We start from the raw sequence: 16,038 nt of genomic DNA on the forward strand, positions 1-16,038 counted from the left end.
AATCCCCTGGGTGATAGCCTGTCGCCCACACCTGTGCTATCCCCCAAACTCCTCACTCTTTTTCTCGCCGGCTTTTCAGACTTACCCACGTATGGGTAGTCAAAAAGCTATCCCGCCACTTTTCGACCATCTTCTTGAACATTTCGTAAGGAAGACTTAAGGAGAGTTCATCATGACCAAGGTATTTTCTTTCAGATGGGTCCCATCCACCGAGTACCGCCTTGAGCTTTCCTTCAGCCGCATATTTGATCGGCCAGGTTACTATTGCAGTACACCCTGCCCCAAAGGGAGTCCTAACAGCCTCAAAGTCGTCCGTGACAAAAGTGGCTATCGTGAATAAGCCTGACATAACCTCGGGACGAGCAAAAAATATGACCAACTCCGGATCTTCATTTTCCTGAAATAAAGAAATCGGTTTGAAAACACAATATTTGGCCGGAGCGGGTCTCGGGTTCAAAGTGTCAAAAAATTGCCTTGTGATTTGAGGTGATGACAGATATTTCTCCCCTTCCATCTTTCCTGGCACACCTGAGGAAACATAATGGGCAATGGAATCTAATTGGGATTCCATGTATCCAAGGTAAAAGGCCCCACCCAGGCAGCCAAAATGCTCCCTGTCAAAATATGCGACACCTCTTTTCTTACGGGCGCGCCAGATTAATCCGATTACGCAGGACCGCGCGCTGTTAAGAGCGGCCCAATCGACTTTGCCGCTCTTTTCATCTTCACGAGTGGGTAACGCCGCCGACTTGGGGTGTATCCCGTCGTCCGGCTCTACGTCGGAGTACATCATTCCGAACGGTTCTTCGGTCGCGCCTAAAGCCGATAAGAATCCCTTGAGTTCAGAAGTGTCAAACATCGCATCCTCCATGAAAGAGTGGGGCGGCCGTGGTAACTTTCAGGAACTGAACTATTCAAGACCACCTACCCTCTGCAATTATACACTTACCCTCAAGGAACAATGAAAATTTTATGCGTGCCCTGCGGCCTGCGACTTACCCAACCGTTCAACAATCCCAAGGGACAGATCTGAAACCGCCTTTTTAGCAGCCATCCCATCAGGAGATTCGAGACACTTCTTTATCAAAGCGCTTCCCACTATCACTCCGTCCGCCACATCAGAAAGGGCCGCAGCCTGATCTGGGTTTGACACACCGAAGCCGACCGCCACAGGAAGGGATGTTAACTCCTTGACGCTCAACACTGTTTTCAGTAGCGCATTGCTCACCACCAACTCGCTTCCAGTGACACCCGTCATGGACACCAGGTAAACGAAACCCTTCGAGGCGTTAACTATCATCTCAAGTCTTTTCGGAGTTGTGGTCGGCGCGACCATGAAAATTGTATCAAGTCCATGGGACTCAGCTACATTCATCCAACATGTCGCTTCATCAGGCGGTAAATCCGGTATTATTGTTCCTGATAATCCGGACTGTTTCATCATTTCTCCGAACCTGTCAACTCCCATTTTGAGAATGGGGTTCCAGTAACTCATCAAAACCACCGGAGCTTGAATCTCAGTTTGTATGGAGTTAAGGGCGCTCAAAGTCTTCTCCAGGCTAGAGCCATTTTCAAGAGCTATTTTCCCGGCTTTCTGTATGGTTGGGCCATCGGCGAGAGGATCGGAAAATGGAATTCCAACCTCTATCACATCTGCGCCGCAATTATCGAGGGTCTTCAATAAACCAATAAAGGTATCTTCATCAGGAAAACCGGCCATGATGAAAGGAATATAAGCGGCTCTGTCCTCTTTGGCCGCCTTACTAAATCTTGCAGTAATTCTTGATGTCATCTTCCAATCTCCGGCGCTGTATAAAGGCGCTGTGTTTTCACCAAAGGATTTTCATTTACTATGGAAACTTTGTTTGACTCCAAATAATCCGCCACTTGCGCCACATCCTTGTCCCCACGCCCCGAAAGACACACAAGGATACTTTCGTTTACAGACATGGCTCCTGCGAACTTTTTCAGGTACGCGATAGCGTGAGCGCTTTCCAGCGCTGGAATTATTCCCTCGGTCCTGGCCAGATCCATGAATCCAACAACCGCTTCATCGTCGGTAACGGAAACATACTCTACTCTTTCAATGTCTTTGAGCATGCCATGTTCCGGACCGACCCCCGGATAATCAAGTCCAGCCGCTATAGAATGCGCTTCGGTAATCTGACCGTCGTCACTCTGCAAAAGATACAGATACGCCCCGTGTAGCGTCCCTGGACTACCGGCGCAGAGGCTGGCCGCATGACGGCCTGTTTCTAAACCATGGCCACCGGCTTCAACTCCGATCAGCCGAACAGGATCATCCAGGAAGGCGTGAAAAAGCCCGATAGCGTTACTGCCCGCCCCGACGCAGGCAATCGCTACATCAGGGAGTTTTTTGGTCCGCTCGAGTATCTGTTTTCGAGCCTCTTTGCCGATCACCGACTGAAAATCCCGCACAATCATTGGATATGGATGCGGCCCTATTACTGATCCGATTATATAATGAGTCGTTGAGACGTTCGTTACCCAATCTCTTATTGCGGCGTTCACTGAGTCCTTCAAAGAACAACTGCCGTCGTTGACCGGAACGACCTGCGCGCCAAGCATTTTCATACGCGTCACGTTCAGTCCTTGGCGTTCAATGTCAAGGCTACCCATGTAGACTACGCATTCCAATCCCATTAGGGCGGCCGCAGTCGCAGTGGCTACTCCATGCTGGCCCGCCCCTGTTTCAGCGATAATTCTCTTTTTACCCATTCTTGACGCGAGTAATACCTGTCCCAAAGCATTGTTAATTTTATGGGCTCCAGTGTGGGTCAAATCTTCGCGTTTCAGATAGATTCCAGCGCCGCCGAGATTCTCTGAAAGGCGGCGTGCAAAATATAACGGTGTCTCCCTACCGGCATAGTGCTCCAGTAATTCCTTCAGTTCAGATTTGAATGAAGGGTCGTCCTTCGTTCGTGTATATGTTTCTGAAAGCTCCTCAAGAGCCGGCATCAGCGTTTCAGGCGCAAAACGTCCTCCGAAACGACCGAAATAACCCCTGGAATCAGGCGTTGAAACCGACTGTTTTGGCTCTTTGTATAAAACTTCTAATTTTGTCATGATCCTTCCTGCCTGGTTTTATTTCTACCCCGCTTGACACATCGACCGCATAGGGTTTGACCTTCGCTACTGCAATTGAGATATTTTCCGGCGTCAACCCACCGGCGAGAATAAAGGGACGTCTGATAGACGCCTCTGCGAGCGTATCCCAGTCAAGAACCTTGCCAGTTCCCCCTTTTAGATCGCCCGAAGCTGAATCAAGGAGAATGGTGGCAGACTCATTGACCTCGAGATTGGGCTTAGACCCGTTAGAAACATGAACCGCTTTTATCACCCCAGGCCCTAAAGCCCGAATGTATTCGTCGGATTCAGAGCCCGACAACTGAATAAGATTCAACCGGAGCCTGTTTCTGAAGAAAATTACCTCTTCTAAATCGGAATCTGCAAAAACTCCGACTGTCTGAACAAAAGGGGGCAGATCCCGGATAATTTCCAAAACGTCATCCAGTGACACACGCCTGGGGCTTGGAGCAAACACAAAACCCAAGGCGTCAGCGCCCATTTCCGCCGCAAAAACTGCGTCTTCAGCGCTGGTGATTCCACAAATTTTTACTCGAACCATTACATCCTCCCAAGATTGACAAGCGAATGAAGTGTCTTCCCCGGATCTGGGGATTTCATGAGAGTCGTTCCAATAAGAAATCCATCTATTCCCGCCTCCAAGAGTCTTCTAATGTCAGCCTCATCCGAGACCCCGCTCTCAGCCACAACTGTGACATCATGAGGGATCATCTTCCTGAGCCGCTCGGAAACCTCGAGATTCACCTCAAGCGTTTTAAGGTTTCGGTTGTTTATTCCCATCAATTGTGGATTAAGCCTGAGCGCCCTTGAGACCTCATTCTCATTATGGATTTCCAGTAAAGGGGTCATACCGAGTCTAATCGTGGTCTTGAAAAGTTCTTGAAGGGTATCATTGTCCAAAATGGTCACTATCAACAGAACCGCGTCTGCGCCGGCTGCTCTGGCTTCATACACTTGCTCTGCGCCAATGATGAAGTCTTTCCTCAAAATTGGGATATTCACTTCTTCGGCGACAGAGGTTAGATCATCAATTGAACCCCCGAAAAACCGAGAATCAGTAAGTACTGAGATAGCGGCAGCGTCATTGGCTTCGTAAATACCAGCGACATCTTTGACATCGACATTTTTTCGAAATCCTTTCCACGAAGGAGCGGTTTTCTTAATTTCCGCAATTATTGGTAACGGTCTGCCTCCGTGAAAGTTTGTGAGAAAATCTCGAGGCTTTCGAGCCGCGTCAGCAAGCACCTCAAGCTTTGTCATTCCAATCTCACTGAGTCGCGACAACTCCTGCTGTTTCATTTCAACAACTTTGCCTAGAAAATCTTCTGTTAAGGCCGCCAAGTTAGTTTCCTCCATTCTTCAGGGATCGGGCGAACTTGACAAGCTCATCCAGTTTGTTGGCAGCCGCCCCTGAGTCTATGGAGAAGGCCGCAAGAGTTACGCCTTCCCTGAAATTCGACGCCTTGTCCGCAGCGACAAGCGCTGCCGCTGCATTCAACAGAACCACATCCCTGTATGAACCAAGAGAGCCGTTCAGAACGGATCTTGTGAGGGCTGCGTTCTCTATGGCGTCTCCACCGCCTATTTCAAACGGGGAGCTAAGTTCCAGACCGAAATCCGTTGGATCCATGTATTGGAAGGAAACTGATCCATTCTCGGCCAGGCCCATTAGAGTCGGTCCACTGGCGCTAATTTCATCAAGACCTCCGTGACCATGCACCACAAATGCCTTCCTGGTACCAAGTCTGGCGACAACATGAGTCAACGGTTTGACCATCCGATCATCGTAAACTCCCATTATCTGCACCGTTGCGCCGGCCGGGTTGGTTAACGGTCCCAATAAATTGAATATTGTTCTCAAACCCAGCTCCCGTCTAGGACCGATGGCGTATTTCATCGCTGTGTGCAAAAGCGGGGCAAAAAGAAACCCAATCCCGACTTCCTTGATGCACAGGGCCACCTGCTCTGGTGTGAGGTCGAGCGGCAATCCCAATTCCTCCATCAGGTCCGCGCTTCCACATCTACTCGAAACCGATCTGTTTCCGTGTTTCGCGACCTTTAATCCTGCGCCGGCGGCTACGAAAGCCGCAGTAGTTGAAACATTGAAGGTGTTTGCGCAGTCTCCCCCGGTACCACAGGTGTCAATTAGGAACTCCCCTTCCCCACATTCATAGGGAATGTGGGCGCTTTTCGATCTCATTACTCTGGCGGCGGCCGTTATTTCCTCTACGGTCTCCCCTTTCATTCGCAGCGCCACGAGCAAAGCCCCAATCTGGGCCTGTGTAGCGTGACCTTCCATTATTTCTTCCATGGTTTCCATCATCTGAGCCTCCGGGATGTCTGTTCCCGATACGGCTTTCTCGATTGATTCTTTGATCATCATGCCCTCCAGTCTGGTCTAGTTGAAAAAGAAAAAGGCCGTGAATCTTACTGGTCTCAAGATTCACGGCCTTTTTTTGTCTGGTTTGATGGTTGGTTTTGTCAGACCTCCATATGCCGGGAATCTCCTCCTGTGTCATTGCGCCAACCCCATGAAGAATCTTTTGACGTTGTTTCTTTGGACGTAAGAAATCCGGCCACAGAACCCATGGCGCGGGCAAGACCGGCTCGGTCACCGGTGTGGACTAGGTCAACAAGTTCCAAAAGGTTGTCGTGAAAACACCTGATGGCAACGTCAGAATATTGATTCTCGATGGCAAGATCAGCATATAGCTCCGCAGGCTGTTCAAACTGATGCGTCATCATTTCCATTAATTGCTGAAACCATTTGCCTGAAACTCCCAAATCTCTTTGCGGGTCAAGTCCCAAACTCATCAGAGTCTTTCCCAAAGCTGTAAGCATCACGTGTCTTAAAGACTGCGCGCACGCCATCAGCCTGTCATGATCGTCAGGATCTATTTCTATTATCTTTGCGCCTTGATCGTTCAGAAAATTTCTGAACGGATCTGACCATCTTCCCACACGAGCTGGGCATAGAAACATGATCTGCCCCACAAACGATGGAGCTGATGGACCGAACAGAGGGTGTGACCCTATAACTTCCGCCAGGGAATACTGGAGCATGTGATTTACCGGTTCACGCTTAATCGAAGATATGTCTATGACTGCGGTATCTCGCCTCAAGTGTGATCCGATTGACTTCATGACTTCCACGACGGCCGGGATGGGAACAGCCAGCATCACCACATCAAACGACGCGATCATGCTCTGGGTCAGTGCAGAATCATTCAGGTCAGAAATGACCGGATCCATGCCGGCCTTTCTAAATTGCGATTCGAACCAACCGCCCATACGGCCTCTTCCGCCTATTATACAAATGTTCGCAGTCTGAAAATCTTTCACGTTTGGCGCCTGGGTAATTGACCTATTCCAAATTGGTGGATTCAGAATCTCCTATCGGATAGGAACCAAGTATTTTAAAGAATTCTACATCCCCTCTTAAACTCTCGATGGCCTCATTGATCAAAGAAGAATCTTGATGACCTTCGACATCCACAAAGAAGAAATATTCCCAGCTTCCATTTTTCATGGGACGGGATTCAATCCGAGTCAAGTTCACAGATCTTTTCGCAAAATGCTCGAGAGCTTTATAAAGTGAGCCTGGTTTATGCGCCGTGGCAAAAATCAGTGATGTTCTGTCTGAACCGGTGGGGGCGCTCTTGTTTTTTCCCACTAACAAGAAACGGGTGGTGTTGTTCTGGCTGTCCTGAATATCCGACGCCAGAATCGACAGATTTAGCTGTTTAGCCGTCCCCTCGCTACCGATTGCGGCGGTTCGGGGTGTTACAAGAGCAAGACGCGCAGATTCGGCGGTACTCGACTGAGGAACCAAGGCCGCAGAATGGAGATTCTCCCTAAGCCAGTTTCGGCATTGATTCAGCGCCTGTGGATGTGAATAAACCTCGGAAATGTTTGCTACAGATGTTTCTGTGGACATTAGGACATGGCTGATTTTAGTGAAGATTTCGCCGCAGATAGTCAGGTTTGAATCTATGAACCGATCCATCGTCGCTGTGACAGCGCCTTCCGAGGAGTTTTCAACCGGAGTGACTCCCACATCGCACGTGCCTTTTTCAACTTCATAAAAGACGTCGTCAATCGAGACTTGAGGCAAAAACAAAGCCGAGTTTCCAAATCTTCTAAGGGCCGCGAGGTGACTAAAAGTGCCATCAGGTCCAAGGAAAGCGACCCTTAAGGCGCGTTTGGCGCTTCTACACGCTGAAATTATTTCTGAAAAAACGTTTGCGACCGCGGATTTGGTAAGAGGCCCCGTGTTCGCTTCACACAAGGATTTTATAATTGTGAGTTCACGTTCGGGGGAAAAATTGGTTACATTAACTGTGCTTCTCAATTCTGCAATTGTAGCAGCGTGAAAAGCTCTTTGATTAATTAGACTCAACAATTCCATGTCTATATTGTCAATTTTTTGTCTCAATCCTTGAATCGACATCATTCCCAAGGATTCTGAATCCCCTTGGGCTTCGCTAATTGTAAGTGTTTCCGATAAACTCATCAGGGCCTCTTTCCAGACTCGCGGTTCGCAACTCAGATTAAGCCAACAGGTTCATGGCTTTTCCCATGATCTCGAGGTCCCTCATCAGGCAAGTGAAGTCCTCTGGTCTCAGAGATTGTTCACCATCGCAAAGCGCTGTTTCCGGGGAACAATGAACCTCTACCATTACGCCGTCCGCTCCAACTGCCATTGCGGCCCGCGCCAACGGTTGAACGAACCGTCTCAAACCAACAGCGTGACTGGGATCAACTATAACCGGTAAATGAGTGCGCTCCTTGAGAACACATACGGCGCTCAGGTCCAGCGTGTTTCTAGTAGCCGTTTCGAATGTCCGTATACCTCGCTCACAAAGAATCACCTCAGGATTTCCCGCAGCCAAAATATACTCCGCTGAGGACAGGAATTCCTTGATAGTAGTCATCAGACCTCTTTTGAGAATTATTGGCTTGTGACACTTCCCCACTTTTTTCAAAAGGGAAAAATTTTGCACGTTGCGGGCGCCGACCTGAAGAATATCGGCGTAATCTTCGACCAGTTCCACATCAGCCGTATCCATAACCTCGGTGACGACCGGCATCCCTGTCAGTTCCCGCGCCAGTGACAGGATTTTCAGACCTTCCTCACCCAGTCCTTGAAAACTGTACGGGCTCGTCCTGGGTTTAAACGCCCCTCCTCTCAAGATCACAGCTCCGGCTTCTTTGACGGCGAAAGCCGTATCCACAAGCTGTTGAAGGGTTTCTACAGAGCACGGGCCTGCTATAACCGCAAAAGATCCTCCGCCGATGATGGCGTTTCCTACCCTTATCACCGTGTCGTCTTGCTGAAAATCACGGCTCATAAGGCCGGTTCTTGTCGGTGGTTTGAGAGGTTCGGGTGTCGGAGGCAAAATCGGCTCCTTCATTCTGTTTACGGTAACGCTGGTCTGAATCATTTGAAAAGCTCCTCTAATCAACGAAAAGGGCCTTGGGAGTTTTGCACGCCCAAGGCCCTAAAATAAAAAAGCCATGGGCGATTCTGCTGTCTACCCATGGCCTTGTGTCTTTCTGACTAAGTTATGTTACTCTTTATAGCCCTCCGGACACACGGGTAAACAGCCGCAAAAATAATATCGCCAAAAATAATAGTAGGCCTCATTTTCAAACTGGCCTTCGACTATAGCGGTATTACTAAATTGCAAACCCATGATCCGTTTCCTAACTTCGTAGTGTCTCTATTTTTACAGCACCCGGAAAACATTGTCAAGCTCTTATTCAGGGGGCTGAACATTAGGCATATCAACTTCTAATCATTAGAGTAATTCGCAAACCATTCCAGCGCCAGGCAGTATGATCGCCAGCCAAATCCGGCAATTACCCCTGCGCAAACATCCGATAATAACGAACGGCGCCTGAATAACTCTCTTCCGTGAGGATTGGTAAGATGTACCTCGACCACAGGCACACCGCAACACAGAACGGAGTCTCTGATTGCGATACTTGTATGTGTATACGCGGCTGCGTTCAGTATCACACCAGAAGCGCCAGTCCCTGCAGATTGAATAAGAGAAACTATTTCACCCTCAAAATTCGACTGAAAACACTTGAGTTCCAAACCCAGTTTGTCGCCAAGCAGACCTAGTTCGTTCTCTATCTCGGACAGGGTCTTGGAACCGTAGAGTTCAGGCTCCCTTTTGCCCAACATGTTGAGATTGGGGCCATTGATTACGTACAGTTTCACTTTGGTATTCCTTTTACGGTAGCGTTTGCCAGCCACGCGTCAGCAAGGACTAATGCGGTCATAGCCTCCGCCACTGGAGCGATTCGCGGACAAAGGCATGGGTCATGCCTTCCCTTTACACAAATAACGCGGTCACATCCGTGGATATCTATGGTTTTCTGGTTTAACGAAATGGATGCGGTAGGTTTTACAGCGAGTCTCATAACAATTGGTTGACCGGTCGAAATGCCCCCGAGTATTCCTCCCGCATGGTTGGACAAGAACCCCTCGGAGGTGATTTGATCATTATGTTCGGATCCTCGAAGCTCCGCAGAGCGGAAGCCATCTCCGAATTCTATCCCCTTTACCCCCCCTATTGACAAAAGTGAAGCCGCCAAAAGAGCGTCGAGTTTGTCAAAAACAGGGTCTCCCAAACCGGGTGGAACCCCCCTGGCATACAACTCAATAATTCCTCCAACCGAGTCACCATCTGATATTGCTTTTTGAACTTCAGCTTCCATGGCGTCAGACACGCCCGGATCAGCGCAACGTAAATCGTGCGTCGCGGCAAATTCCAGATCTATCTGACGCGCTGATACTTTTCCTATTCGGGTGGTATAGGCCTCGACAGTCACCCCAATCTTTCCCAGCATCATTTTGGCTACGGCCCCGGCAGCGACACGACCAATGGTTTCCCTTCCCGAGGATCTTCCACCTCCCGGCTGCGGATCAATTCCGTACTTCATGAAATACGTGTAATCCGCGTGGCCTGGACGAAAAAGATTCTTTAATGAATCATAATCCTTTGATCGCTGGTCTCTATTTCTGACCAGCATGGCTATCGGTGACCCCAGGGTTTTCCCGTTTGCAGTCCCGGAAAGAATTTCAACCTCATCTGATTCACTTCGTTGGGAAACATACTTGCTGGATCCCGGCTTGCGCTTGTCGAGTTCAGCCTGAATGACATCTTCCGTCAAATCCAGACCTGAGGGAATTCCATCAATGGTGACTCCAACCGCTCTACCATGAGATTCACCAAAAGTTGAAATCCTGAAGAACCGGCCGAACACACTACCCATTCTTGAGAGCCTCCACTTCCCGAACCGCTTTGGCCAGTTCATCCGGAGTTACATCATCCACACAAATAGGGGAACTCACTCCATCAAGCAGTACAAAATTTACTCGGCCATTTCGGTTCTTTTTGTCATTCATCATGATTTCCCATGCTTCTTCAGAAGGAGGCGCCAATACCAGTCCTGCCACAAACCGGCTCAACGTTGTCAGAATTGACTCTGAAACAGCGCTACTAATCATCCCCCGACGCTCTGAGAGAGAAATCGCCACCATCATACCTACTGCCACGGCTGTCCCATGACTCAGGCGGTAGTTGCTAAAGCTCTCTACAGCGTGACCGTATGTGTGACCAAAATTCAGGATGCGCCGAAGCCCACTTTCCTTGAAATCTTTTCCCACAATTTCTACTTTTGTCGAAGCCGAGAGCCTGACGAGCCTTGCCAGACAAAGCATGTCACCTCGTAGCAAAGGAGTGATGTCTGTCTCTATAAATCCAGCGAGTTCATTATTAGCCACAAGTCCTGTTTTGTAGGCTTCAACCAGCCCCTCGGTCAGACATCTGGAGGGTAAAGTTCCCAATGCGGTCAGATCGAGAATTACGCGTGACGGCGAGGAAAAACAACCAACCGGATTTTTTACTGTCTTAAGATCAACAGCGGCCTTGCCACCTATTGCCGCGTCCACACAGCCTACAAGGGAAGTTGAAACCAAAATGAACGGTATTCCTCGTTTGTAGGTTGAAGCCACAAACGCGCCCAGATCGGTCACCACCCCTCCCCCAATGGCGATTAGTAGTCCGTCCCTACCTATGTTGTCTCTCAGCATGACTTCATAAAGCCGGCTGGCGCTACCCAAAGTCTTAGATCTTTCCCCAGGTCGCAAAGCCACTATGGTGGCGTCTTCGAGGATAGGAGAGTATCGGTCCAAATGAAACTTGGAAACCCTTTTGTCAGTTACTACAATTTTCTTCCTCATTTTCAAGATATCGGAAAACTCGCAAGAAGCCCGCCATGAAAGAATCAATGGATGTTCAGAATCCCCTAAGTTGACATTAATAGTCCGAGGCGATTCCAGCTTTTCACAAATTTCCAGGGCCAAGTTATCCGGCGTCTTATTGGAAGCATCAACCTTTAAGTCGCAATCTTCATAGGCCGGCGTTCGGCTGTGAAACAGAGTTTCAACTGACGGCCAGTCTTTCCACAGTGGTCTTTCCAGCGAATCTGCAGGACCTAGACGAGTCCGACAATCCTGTAACGGGGCCTGAAGATAAACTATTATTCCGGAATCGCGCATCATTGACCGATTCACGGGCCGGATGGGAGTCCCACCTCCAGTAGCCACCACGACCCTGTTTTGACTCGCGATTTCACCGAGAGCGGCTGTCTCTGCTTCACGGAACTTGTTCTCACCGAATTGCTCAAAATAAGAGGCTACGCTCATGCCACTCCTACACGAAATGACTTCATCCATATCAACGAACCGGCGTTTGAGAAATTGGGCAAGTGTTCGAGCAACCGTAGATTTTCCGGCTCCCATAAAACCTGTGATATAAATATTCTCTTTCATGCGGACAAACCCAGGGGACCAAGAAAATTGTCCATATCGGGCTTTAAGCCCGTCCACAAATGGAAGCTGCGCCTCGCCTGAGCAGCCAGCATGTACAAACCATCCTGAAACTGAGCGCCGTTCCGCTGAGCTAAAAGCGACCAAATGTTGTTTGATCGCCCATAATTGATATCTATCACGAGTTTGAGGCGCCTTAGAGGACCAGCGTCATCTAAAATAGAAGTCAGCTCTGAGCCCCCAGAATTCTCTGAAACAGCGCTGGTATTCACCAACAATATTGCTCTTCTCAAGATCTTCGGCGCATCCTCAAGAGGCACAGGCGATCCGCCGAGATTTTCCGTCAATTTTATGGCCTTCTCCAAAGTCCGGTTGATTACCATGATTTTGGCCCCACGGTCGTTCAGACTACAAATGACGGCTCTTGCCGCCCCACCGGCGCCTACAATCGCAACATCGGAGTTTTCCGAATTGAACCCGCGGAAGTCAAGCAGGTCTCCAAACCCCCCAACATCAGTATTGTGGCCGATTGCGGACCCATTTTGAAAAACAAGCGTGTTTACGGCTCCGACAGTCGCTGCTTCGTCCGAAAGACAGTCTAGATATGGAATAATAGCTTCCTTGTGCGGGACTGTAACGTTAACGCCGGAAAAACCGAGACACTTGATCGCATCGACAGCTTTTTCGAGGCCATGCGGCTTCACATTAACAGCGATATACATTGAATCCATGTCAAGTCTCGAAAAGACCGAGTTGTGCATGCGAGGAGATAGAGACCTGTTGACACGTTCGTCGCCAATTACGCAGTAGATTTTCATGCGGACAGATCTTTCATTACGTCAAAAAAATCCGGATATGAAACCGCTACACAATCAAGATCCTTGATTCTGCTTTCTTCATGTCCGTTAAGACTGGCGAGCGCCAGTCCAATAGTGAGTGTCATGGCTATCCTGTGATCACCGAAACTGTTTAACGTATTCGAATGCCTAAGTGTAGTAGGACCATGAACCAACAAATTGTCACCATCCAGATCAATTCTGGCCCCCATTTTCCCGAGTTCTGAAATCAAGGCCGAGATTCGGTCCGACTCCTTGATTCGCAGTTCCCCAATTTCCTCAAATACTGAGACACCATGGGCCTGTGTGGCCAATAAGGTCAATATTGGAACTTCGTCGATCAACATAGGTAACTGGTCAGCTTTAACAAGACAAGGAGCCAACTTTCCTGAATAATTGGCTCTGATATGGCCCCACGGTTCCGGGTTGTCGTCCTTGTGTTCAATTTCAATATCAGCGCCCATTTCTCTTAGCTTTCCCAAAAAAGCCACTCGGGTTGGGTTCAGCAGAACTCGCTCACAGAGCATCTTACTTTGAGGAAGCATGATGGCCCCGCAAATAAAAAAAGCGGCTGAAGAAGGGTCTCCCGGAACTTCAAAAGTCTCAGGCAATTTTAATTCAGATCTCTTGACTGTCCATACACCCGAATCAAGAGAGATGTCAGCCCCGAGCATTTTCAGCATTCGTTCAGTGTGATCGCGACTTCTGACAGGTTCTTTAATTCTGGTTGAACCTTGAGCTTGAATTCCGGCAAGAAGAACCGCGCTTTTCAACTGTGCGCTCGCCACGGGCATTTCGAAATCGATTCCAGATAAGCCTGATCCCTTTATCTTTACAGGAGGGGTTCCGGAAGGAGCGCATTCTATACCAGATCCCATCATTCGCAACGGTTCGGCCACTCTCTCCATGGGACGTTTCATTATGGATTCATCACCCCAAAGCGTAGATTGCCCGGAGACTCCGGCAAGAATTCCCATGAGAAGTCGCATAGTCGTCCCTGAATTTTGGCAATCTATTGCTGTTGAACTTTTCAGCGAACGATTTGCGCCTGTCAGCTCGAGCCTTCCATCGGTAAAAACGGCTTTCACGCCGAGCTGTCTGACCGCGTTGACAGAGGTCATACAGTCCCGCGCCGTCGAAAAGTTCGAGACGGAGCACTTACCCTTAGCCAACAACGACAAAAGAGCTATACGATGAGATATGGATTTGTCGCCAGGAGGCGAGAATACACCCGATAAATTCATAGTTCGCTTTCCTTGGTAACATAGGCATTCAGGAAATTACTGAAAAGTTCCATTCCGTGTTCGGTAGCTATTGATTCTGGATGGAATTGAACACCCTCGATTTTGAGTTCTGAGCTTCGCAGCCCCATCACTTCGCCTTCCGATGTCTTGGCTGTCACACGCAAAGGAGAGGACACAGTCTCGATTCTAACAACAAGAGAATGGTATCGCGCAGCGGGGAATGGGTTTGACAGACCAGTGTAGATTCCTAGAGAATCATGAAATATTTCCGAGATTTTCCCGTGCACCGGACGGATCGCCCTAGTCACGGTTGCGCCAAACACGCAGCCGATCGCCTGATGTCCCAGACATACGCCGAGTATCGGAATGATCCCGTTATAAACCCTGATCACGTCGCAAGTAATCCCCGAATCCTCCGGCCTCCCAGGACCTGGAGAAATTATTATGGCTTCAGGATTCAATTCTGCGATCTGTTGCGCTTCCATTTCATCATTACGAGCCACTTCAATCTTTTTACCCAGCTTTCCCAGGGACTGGACTATGTTAAAGGTGAAAGAATCATAATTGTCGATTATCAAAATCATGGCTGAACTCCCGTGGCCGATCGTAACGAGGCTATTCCATGGGCCGCTTTCCTCATAATTTCTTCATATTCAAAAACCGGTGATGAGTCCGCCACTATTCCGGCGCCGGCCTGCAATATGAATCGCTTGCCCAAGAATTGGATCATTCTTATGGCTATACATGTGTCCATGGTCGATCCGGGCCCCCAATAACCCACGGCTCCTCCGTATGGGCCTCTAGGCTCTGTTTCAAGGTCATCTATTATTTCCATTGCTTTTATTTTTGGCGCTCCGGAAACCGTGCCTGCGGGAAATCCTGCGATAAACGCATCCCATGCGTCTAAGCCTTCCCGTAAAACTCCTGTCACTTGTGACACTATGTGCATAACGTGACTGTATCTCTCCACCGTCATGTACGGTTCGACTTTTACGGAGCCGTATTCACACACTCTTCCGGCGTCGTTTCTAGCCAGGTCAACGAGCATGATATGTTCGGCTCTTTCCTTTTCTGACCCCAACAACTCTTCCTCTAAAGCCTTGTCCTTGAAAGGATCGTTCGATCTACCTCTCGTGCCTGCTATCGGTCTTATCAAGACCTGCTTGCCTGTTAATTTTACAAGTGTTTCGGGAGACGCGCCTGCAACCTTAAAATCCCCAAAGTTCAAAAAGAACATATATGGCGAAGGACTATTAACTCTCATCCATCGGTAGACTTCCAATGGATCCACATCGATTTCTCCGGTGACCTGGTCGGAAAGAACAACCTGAAATATGTCACCATCCAGGATGCGCTCTTTCGCCTTTAGAACCGCTTCCACAAACTTTTCCTGAGCGGGGGAATCGATAAACATGTCAGATCGACTTTTATGTGAAACTACGCTTTGCCCTAATTTTTTTTCGATGAGAGCAAGTTTATTCTTACAATCCGCCTCATCTGATCCAATAGCGCAGATTGTCATTGTTCTATACAGATGGTCAAAAACCAGGAACTGCGACGGATAGCATAACCAAGCTACTGGAAGATTTTTCGGAAGCGGGTTTGGTAGTCGCTCTACTAGGCGGATAGTGTCATAACCGACGTATCCGGCTAGAGAACCGACAAAAGGCAATTGTGGCAAGTCGGGGCAAAGCATGTCGTTCATAAGTTTCCGGGCGCATTTGAAGAATTCATTCGCTGAATGCTCTGAAACGCCTTCCGGCTCAGCGACTTCTGTTCCTTTGTCTGAAAGAATTATTGAAGCCAGTGGATCCCAAGCGATAACAGAATATCGACCGATGCTCTCAACATTTTCACTGCTTTCAAAAAGGAACGAAACCTTTTCACCCACGCAGAGTTTCAAATATCCTGAAACAGGGGTTTCCAGATCAGCAAGTAATTCTTTGGACATAATTTTGAGCGCTGTCAAAATGTGGTTCCTTTCCTAAAAAAACAAGGCCCACCG

The 16,038-nt window shown here is 48.7% G+C and carries 16 protein-coding genes; all 16 read right to left on the minus strand.

What is annotated here, in order from left to right; all coding sequences use genetic code 11:
• Positions 1-52: 52 nt before the first annotated feature.
• On the minus strand, positions 53-859 hold the full coding sequence (locus WC647_03410; GenBank protein MFA6221340.1) for a DUF169 domain-containing protein: 807 nt from the start codon (positions 857-859) through the stop codon (positions 53-55).
• A gap of 111 nt (positions 860-970) precedes the next feature.
• Entirely contained in the window at positions 971-1,792 is an 822-nt protein-coding gene (gene trpA / locus WC647_03415) for a tryptophan synthase subunit alpha (GenBank protein MFA6221341.1), read from the minus strand.
• The gene (gene trpB / locus WC647_03420; protein ID MFA6221342.1) at positions 1,789-3,087 is read right to left on the minus strand and encodes a tryptophan synthase subunit beta; all 1,299 of its coding nucleotides are present in this window, start codon (positions 3,085-3,087) and stop codon (positions 1,789-1,791) included. Before trpB ends, trpA begins: the two co-directional genes overlap by 4 nt.
• The gene (locus WC647_03425) at positions 3,032-3,649 is read right to left on the minus strand and encodes a phosphoribosylanthranilate isomerase (protein MFA6221343.1); all 618 of its coding nucleotides are present in this window, start codon (positions 3,647-3,649) and stop codon (positions 3,032-3,034) included. The genes trpB and WC647_03425 overlap by 56 nt, the downstream gene beginning before the upstream one ends.
• On the minus strand, positions 3,649-4,449 hold the full coding sequence (gene trpC, locus WC647_03430; GenBank protein ID MFA6221344.1) for an indole-3-glycerol phosphate synthase TrpC: 801 nt from the start codon (positions 4,447-4,449) through the stop codon (positions 3,649-3,651). Before trpC ends, WC647_03425 begins: the two co-directional genes overlap by 1 nt.
• A 1-nt stretch (position 4,450) precedes the next feature.
• On the minus strand, positions 4,451-5,488 hold the full coding sequence (trpD, locus tag WC647_03435) for an anthranilate phosphoribosyltransferase (protein ID MFA6221345.1): 1,038 nt from the start codon (positions 5,486-5,488) through the stop codon (positions 4,451-4,453).
• A 101-nt stretch (positions 5,489-5,589) separates the two neighbouring features.
• The gene (locus WC647_03440) at positions 5,590-6,450 is read right to left on the minus strand and encodes a prephenate dehydrogenase/arogenate dehydrogenase family protein (GenBank protein MFA6221346.1); all 861 of its coding nucleotides are present in this window, start codon (positions 6,448-6,450) and stop codon (positions 5,590-5,592) included.
• Positions 6,451-6,472: 22 nt separating this feature from the next.
• Complete coding sequence (gene pheA, locus WC647_03445; protein MFA6221347.1) at positions 6,473-7,621, minus strand: prephenate dehydratase; 1,149 nt, start codon at positions 7,619-7,621, stop codon at positions 6,473-6,475.
• 37 nt (positions 7,622-7,658) lie between these two features.
• On the minus strand, positions 7,659-8,552 hold the full coding sequence (gene aroF, locus WC647_03450; GenBank protein MFA6221348.1) for a 3-deoxy-7-phosphoheptulonate synthase: 894 nt from the start codon (positions 8,550-8,552) through the stop codon (positions 7,659-7,661).
• Between the two features lie 350 nt (positions 8,553-8,902).
• Positions 8,903-9,337, minus strand: a complete 435-nt coding sequence (aroQ, locus tag WC647_03455) for a type II 3-dehydroquinate dehydratase (protein ID MFA6221349.1) — start codon at positions 9,335-9,337, stop codon at positions 8,903-8,905.
• Positions 9,334-10,395 (minus strand): chorismate synthase, encoded by a 1,062-nt coding sequence (aroC, locus tag WC647_03460; protein MFA6221350.1) that lies wholly within the window; start codon positions 10,393-10,395, stop codon positions 9,334-9,336. Before aroC ends, aroQ begins: the two co-directional genes overlap by 4 nt.
• Entirely contained in the window at positions 10,388-11,956 is a 1,569-nt protein-coding gene (locus WC647_03465; GenBank protein ID MFA6221351.1) for a bifunctional shikimate kinase/3-dehydroquinate synthase, read from the minus strand. Before WC647_03465 ends, aroC begins: the two co-directional genes overlap by 8 nt.
• Positions 11,953-12,771, minus strand: a complete 819-nt coding sequence (gene aroE, locus WC647_03470) for a shikimate dehydrogenase (GenBank protein ID MFA6221352.1) — start codon at positions 12,769-12,771, stop codon at positions 11,953-11,955. Before aroE ends, WC647_03465 begins: the two co-directional genes overlap by 4 nt.
• Positions 12,768-14,033: a 3-phosphoshikimate 1-carboxyvinyltransferase gene (aroA, locus tag WC647_03475; GenBank protein ID MFA6221353.1), complete on the minus strand. Its 1,266-nt coding sequence runs from the start codon at positions 14,031-14,033 to the stop codon at positions 12,768-12,770. Before aroA ends, aroE begins: the two co-directional genes overlap by 4 nt.
• A complete protein-coding gene (locus WC647_03480; protein MFA6221354.1) occupies positions 14,030-14,617 on the minus strand; it encodes an aminodeoxychorismate/anthranilate synthase component II in 588 nt (195 codons plus the stop codon). The genes aroA and WC647_03480 overlap by 4 nt, the downstream gene beginning before the upstream one ends.
• Positions 14,614-16,002, minus strand: coding sequence for an anthranilate synthase component I family protein (locus WC647_03485; GenBank protein MFA6221355.1), 1,389 nt, complete (start codon positions 16,000-16,002; stop codon positions 14,614-14,616). Before WC647_03485 ends, WC647_03480 begins: the two co-directional genes overlap by 4 nt.
• Positions 16,003-16,038 lie beyond the last annotated feature (36 nt).

It is taken from the genome of Desulfomonilaceae bacterium, assembly GCA_041662605.1.
Taxonomy (GTDB): Bacteria; Desulfobacterota; Desulfomonilia; order Desulfomonilales; family Desulfomonilaceae; genus CAJBEZ01.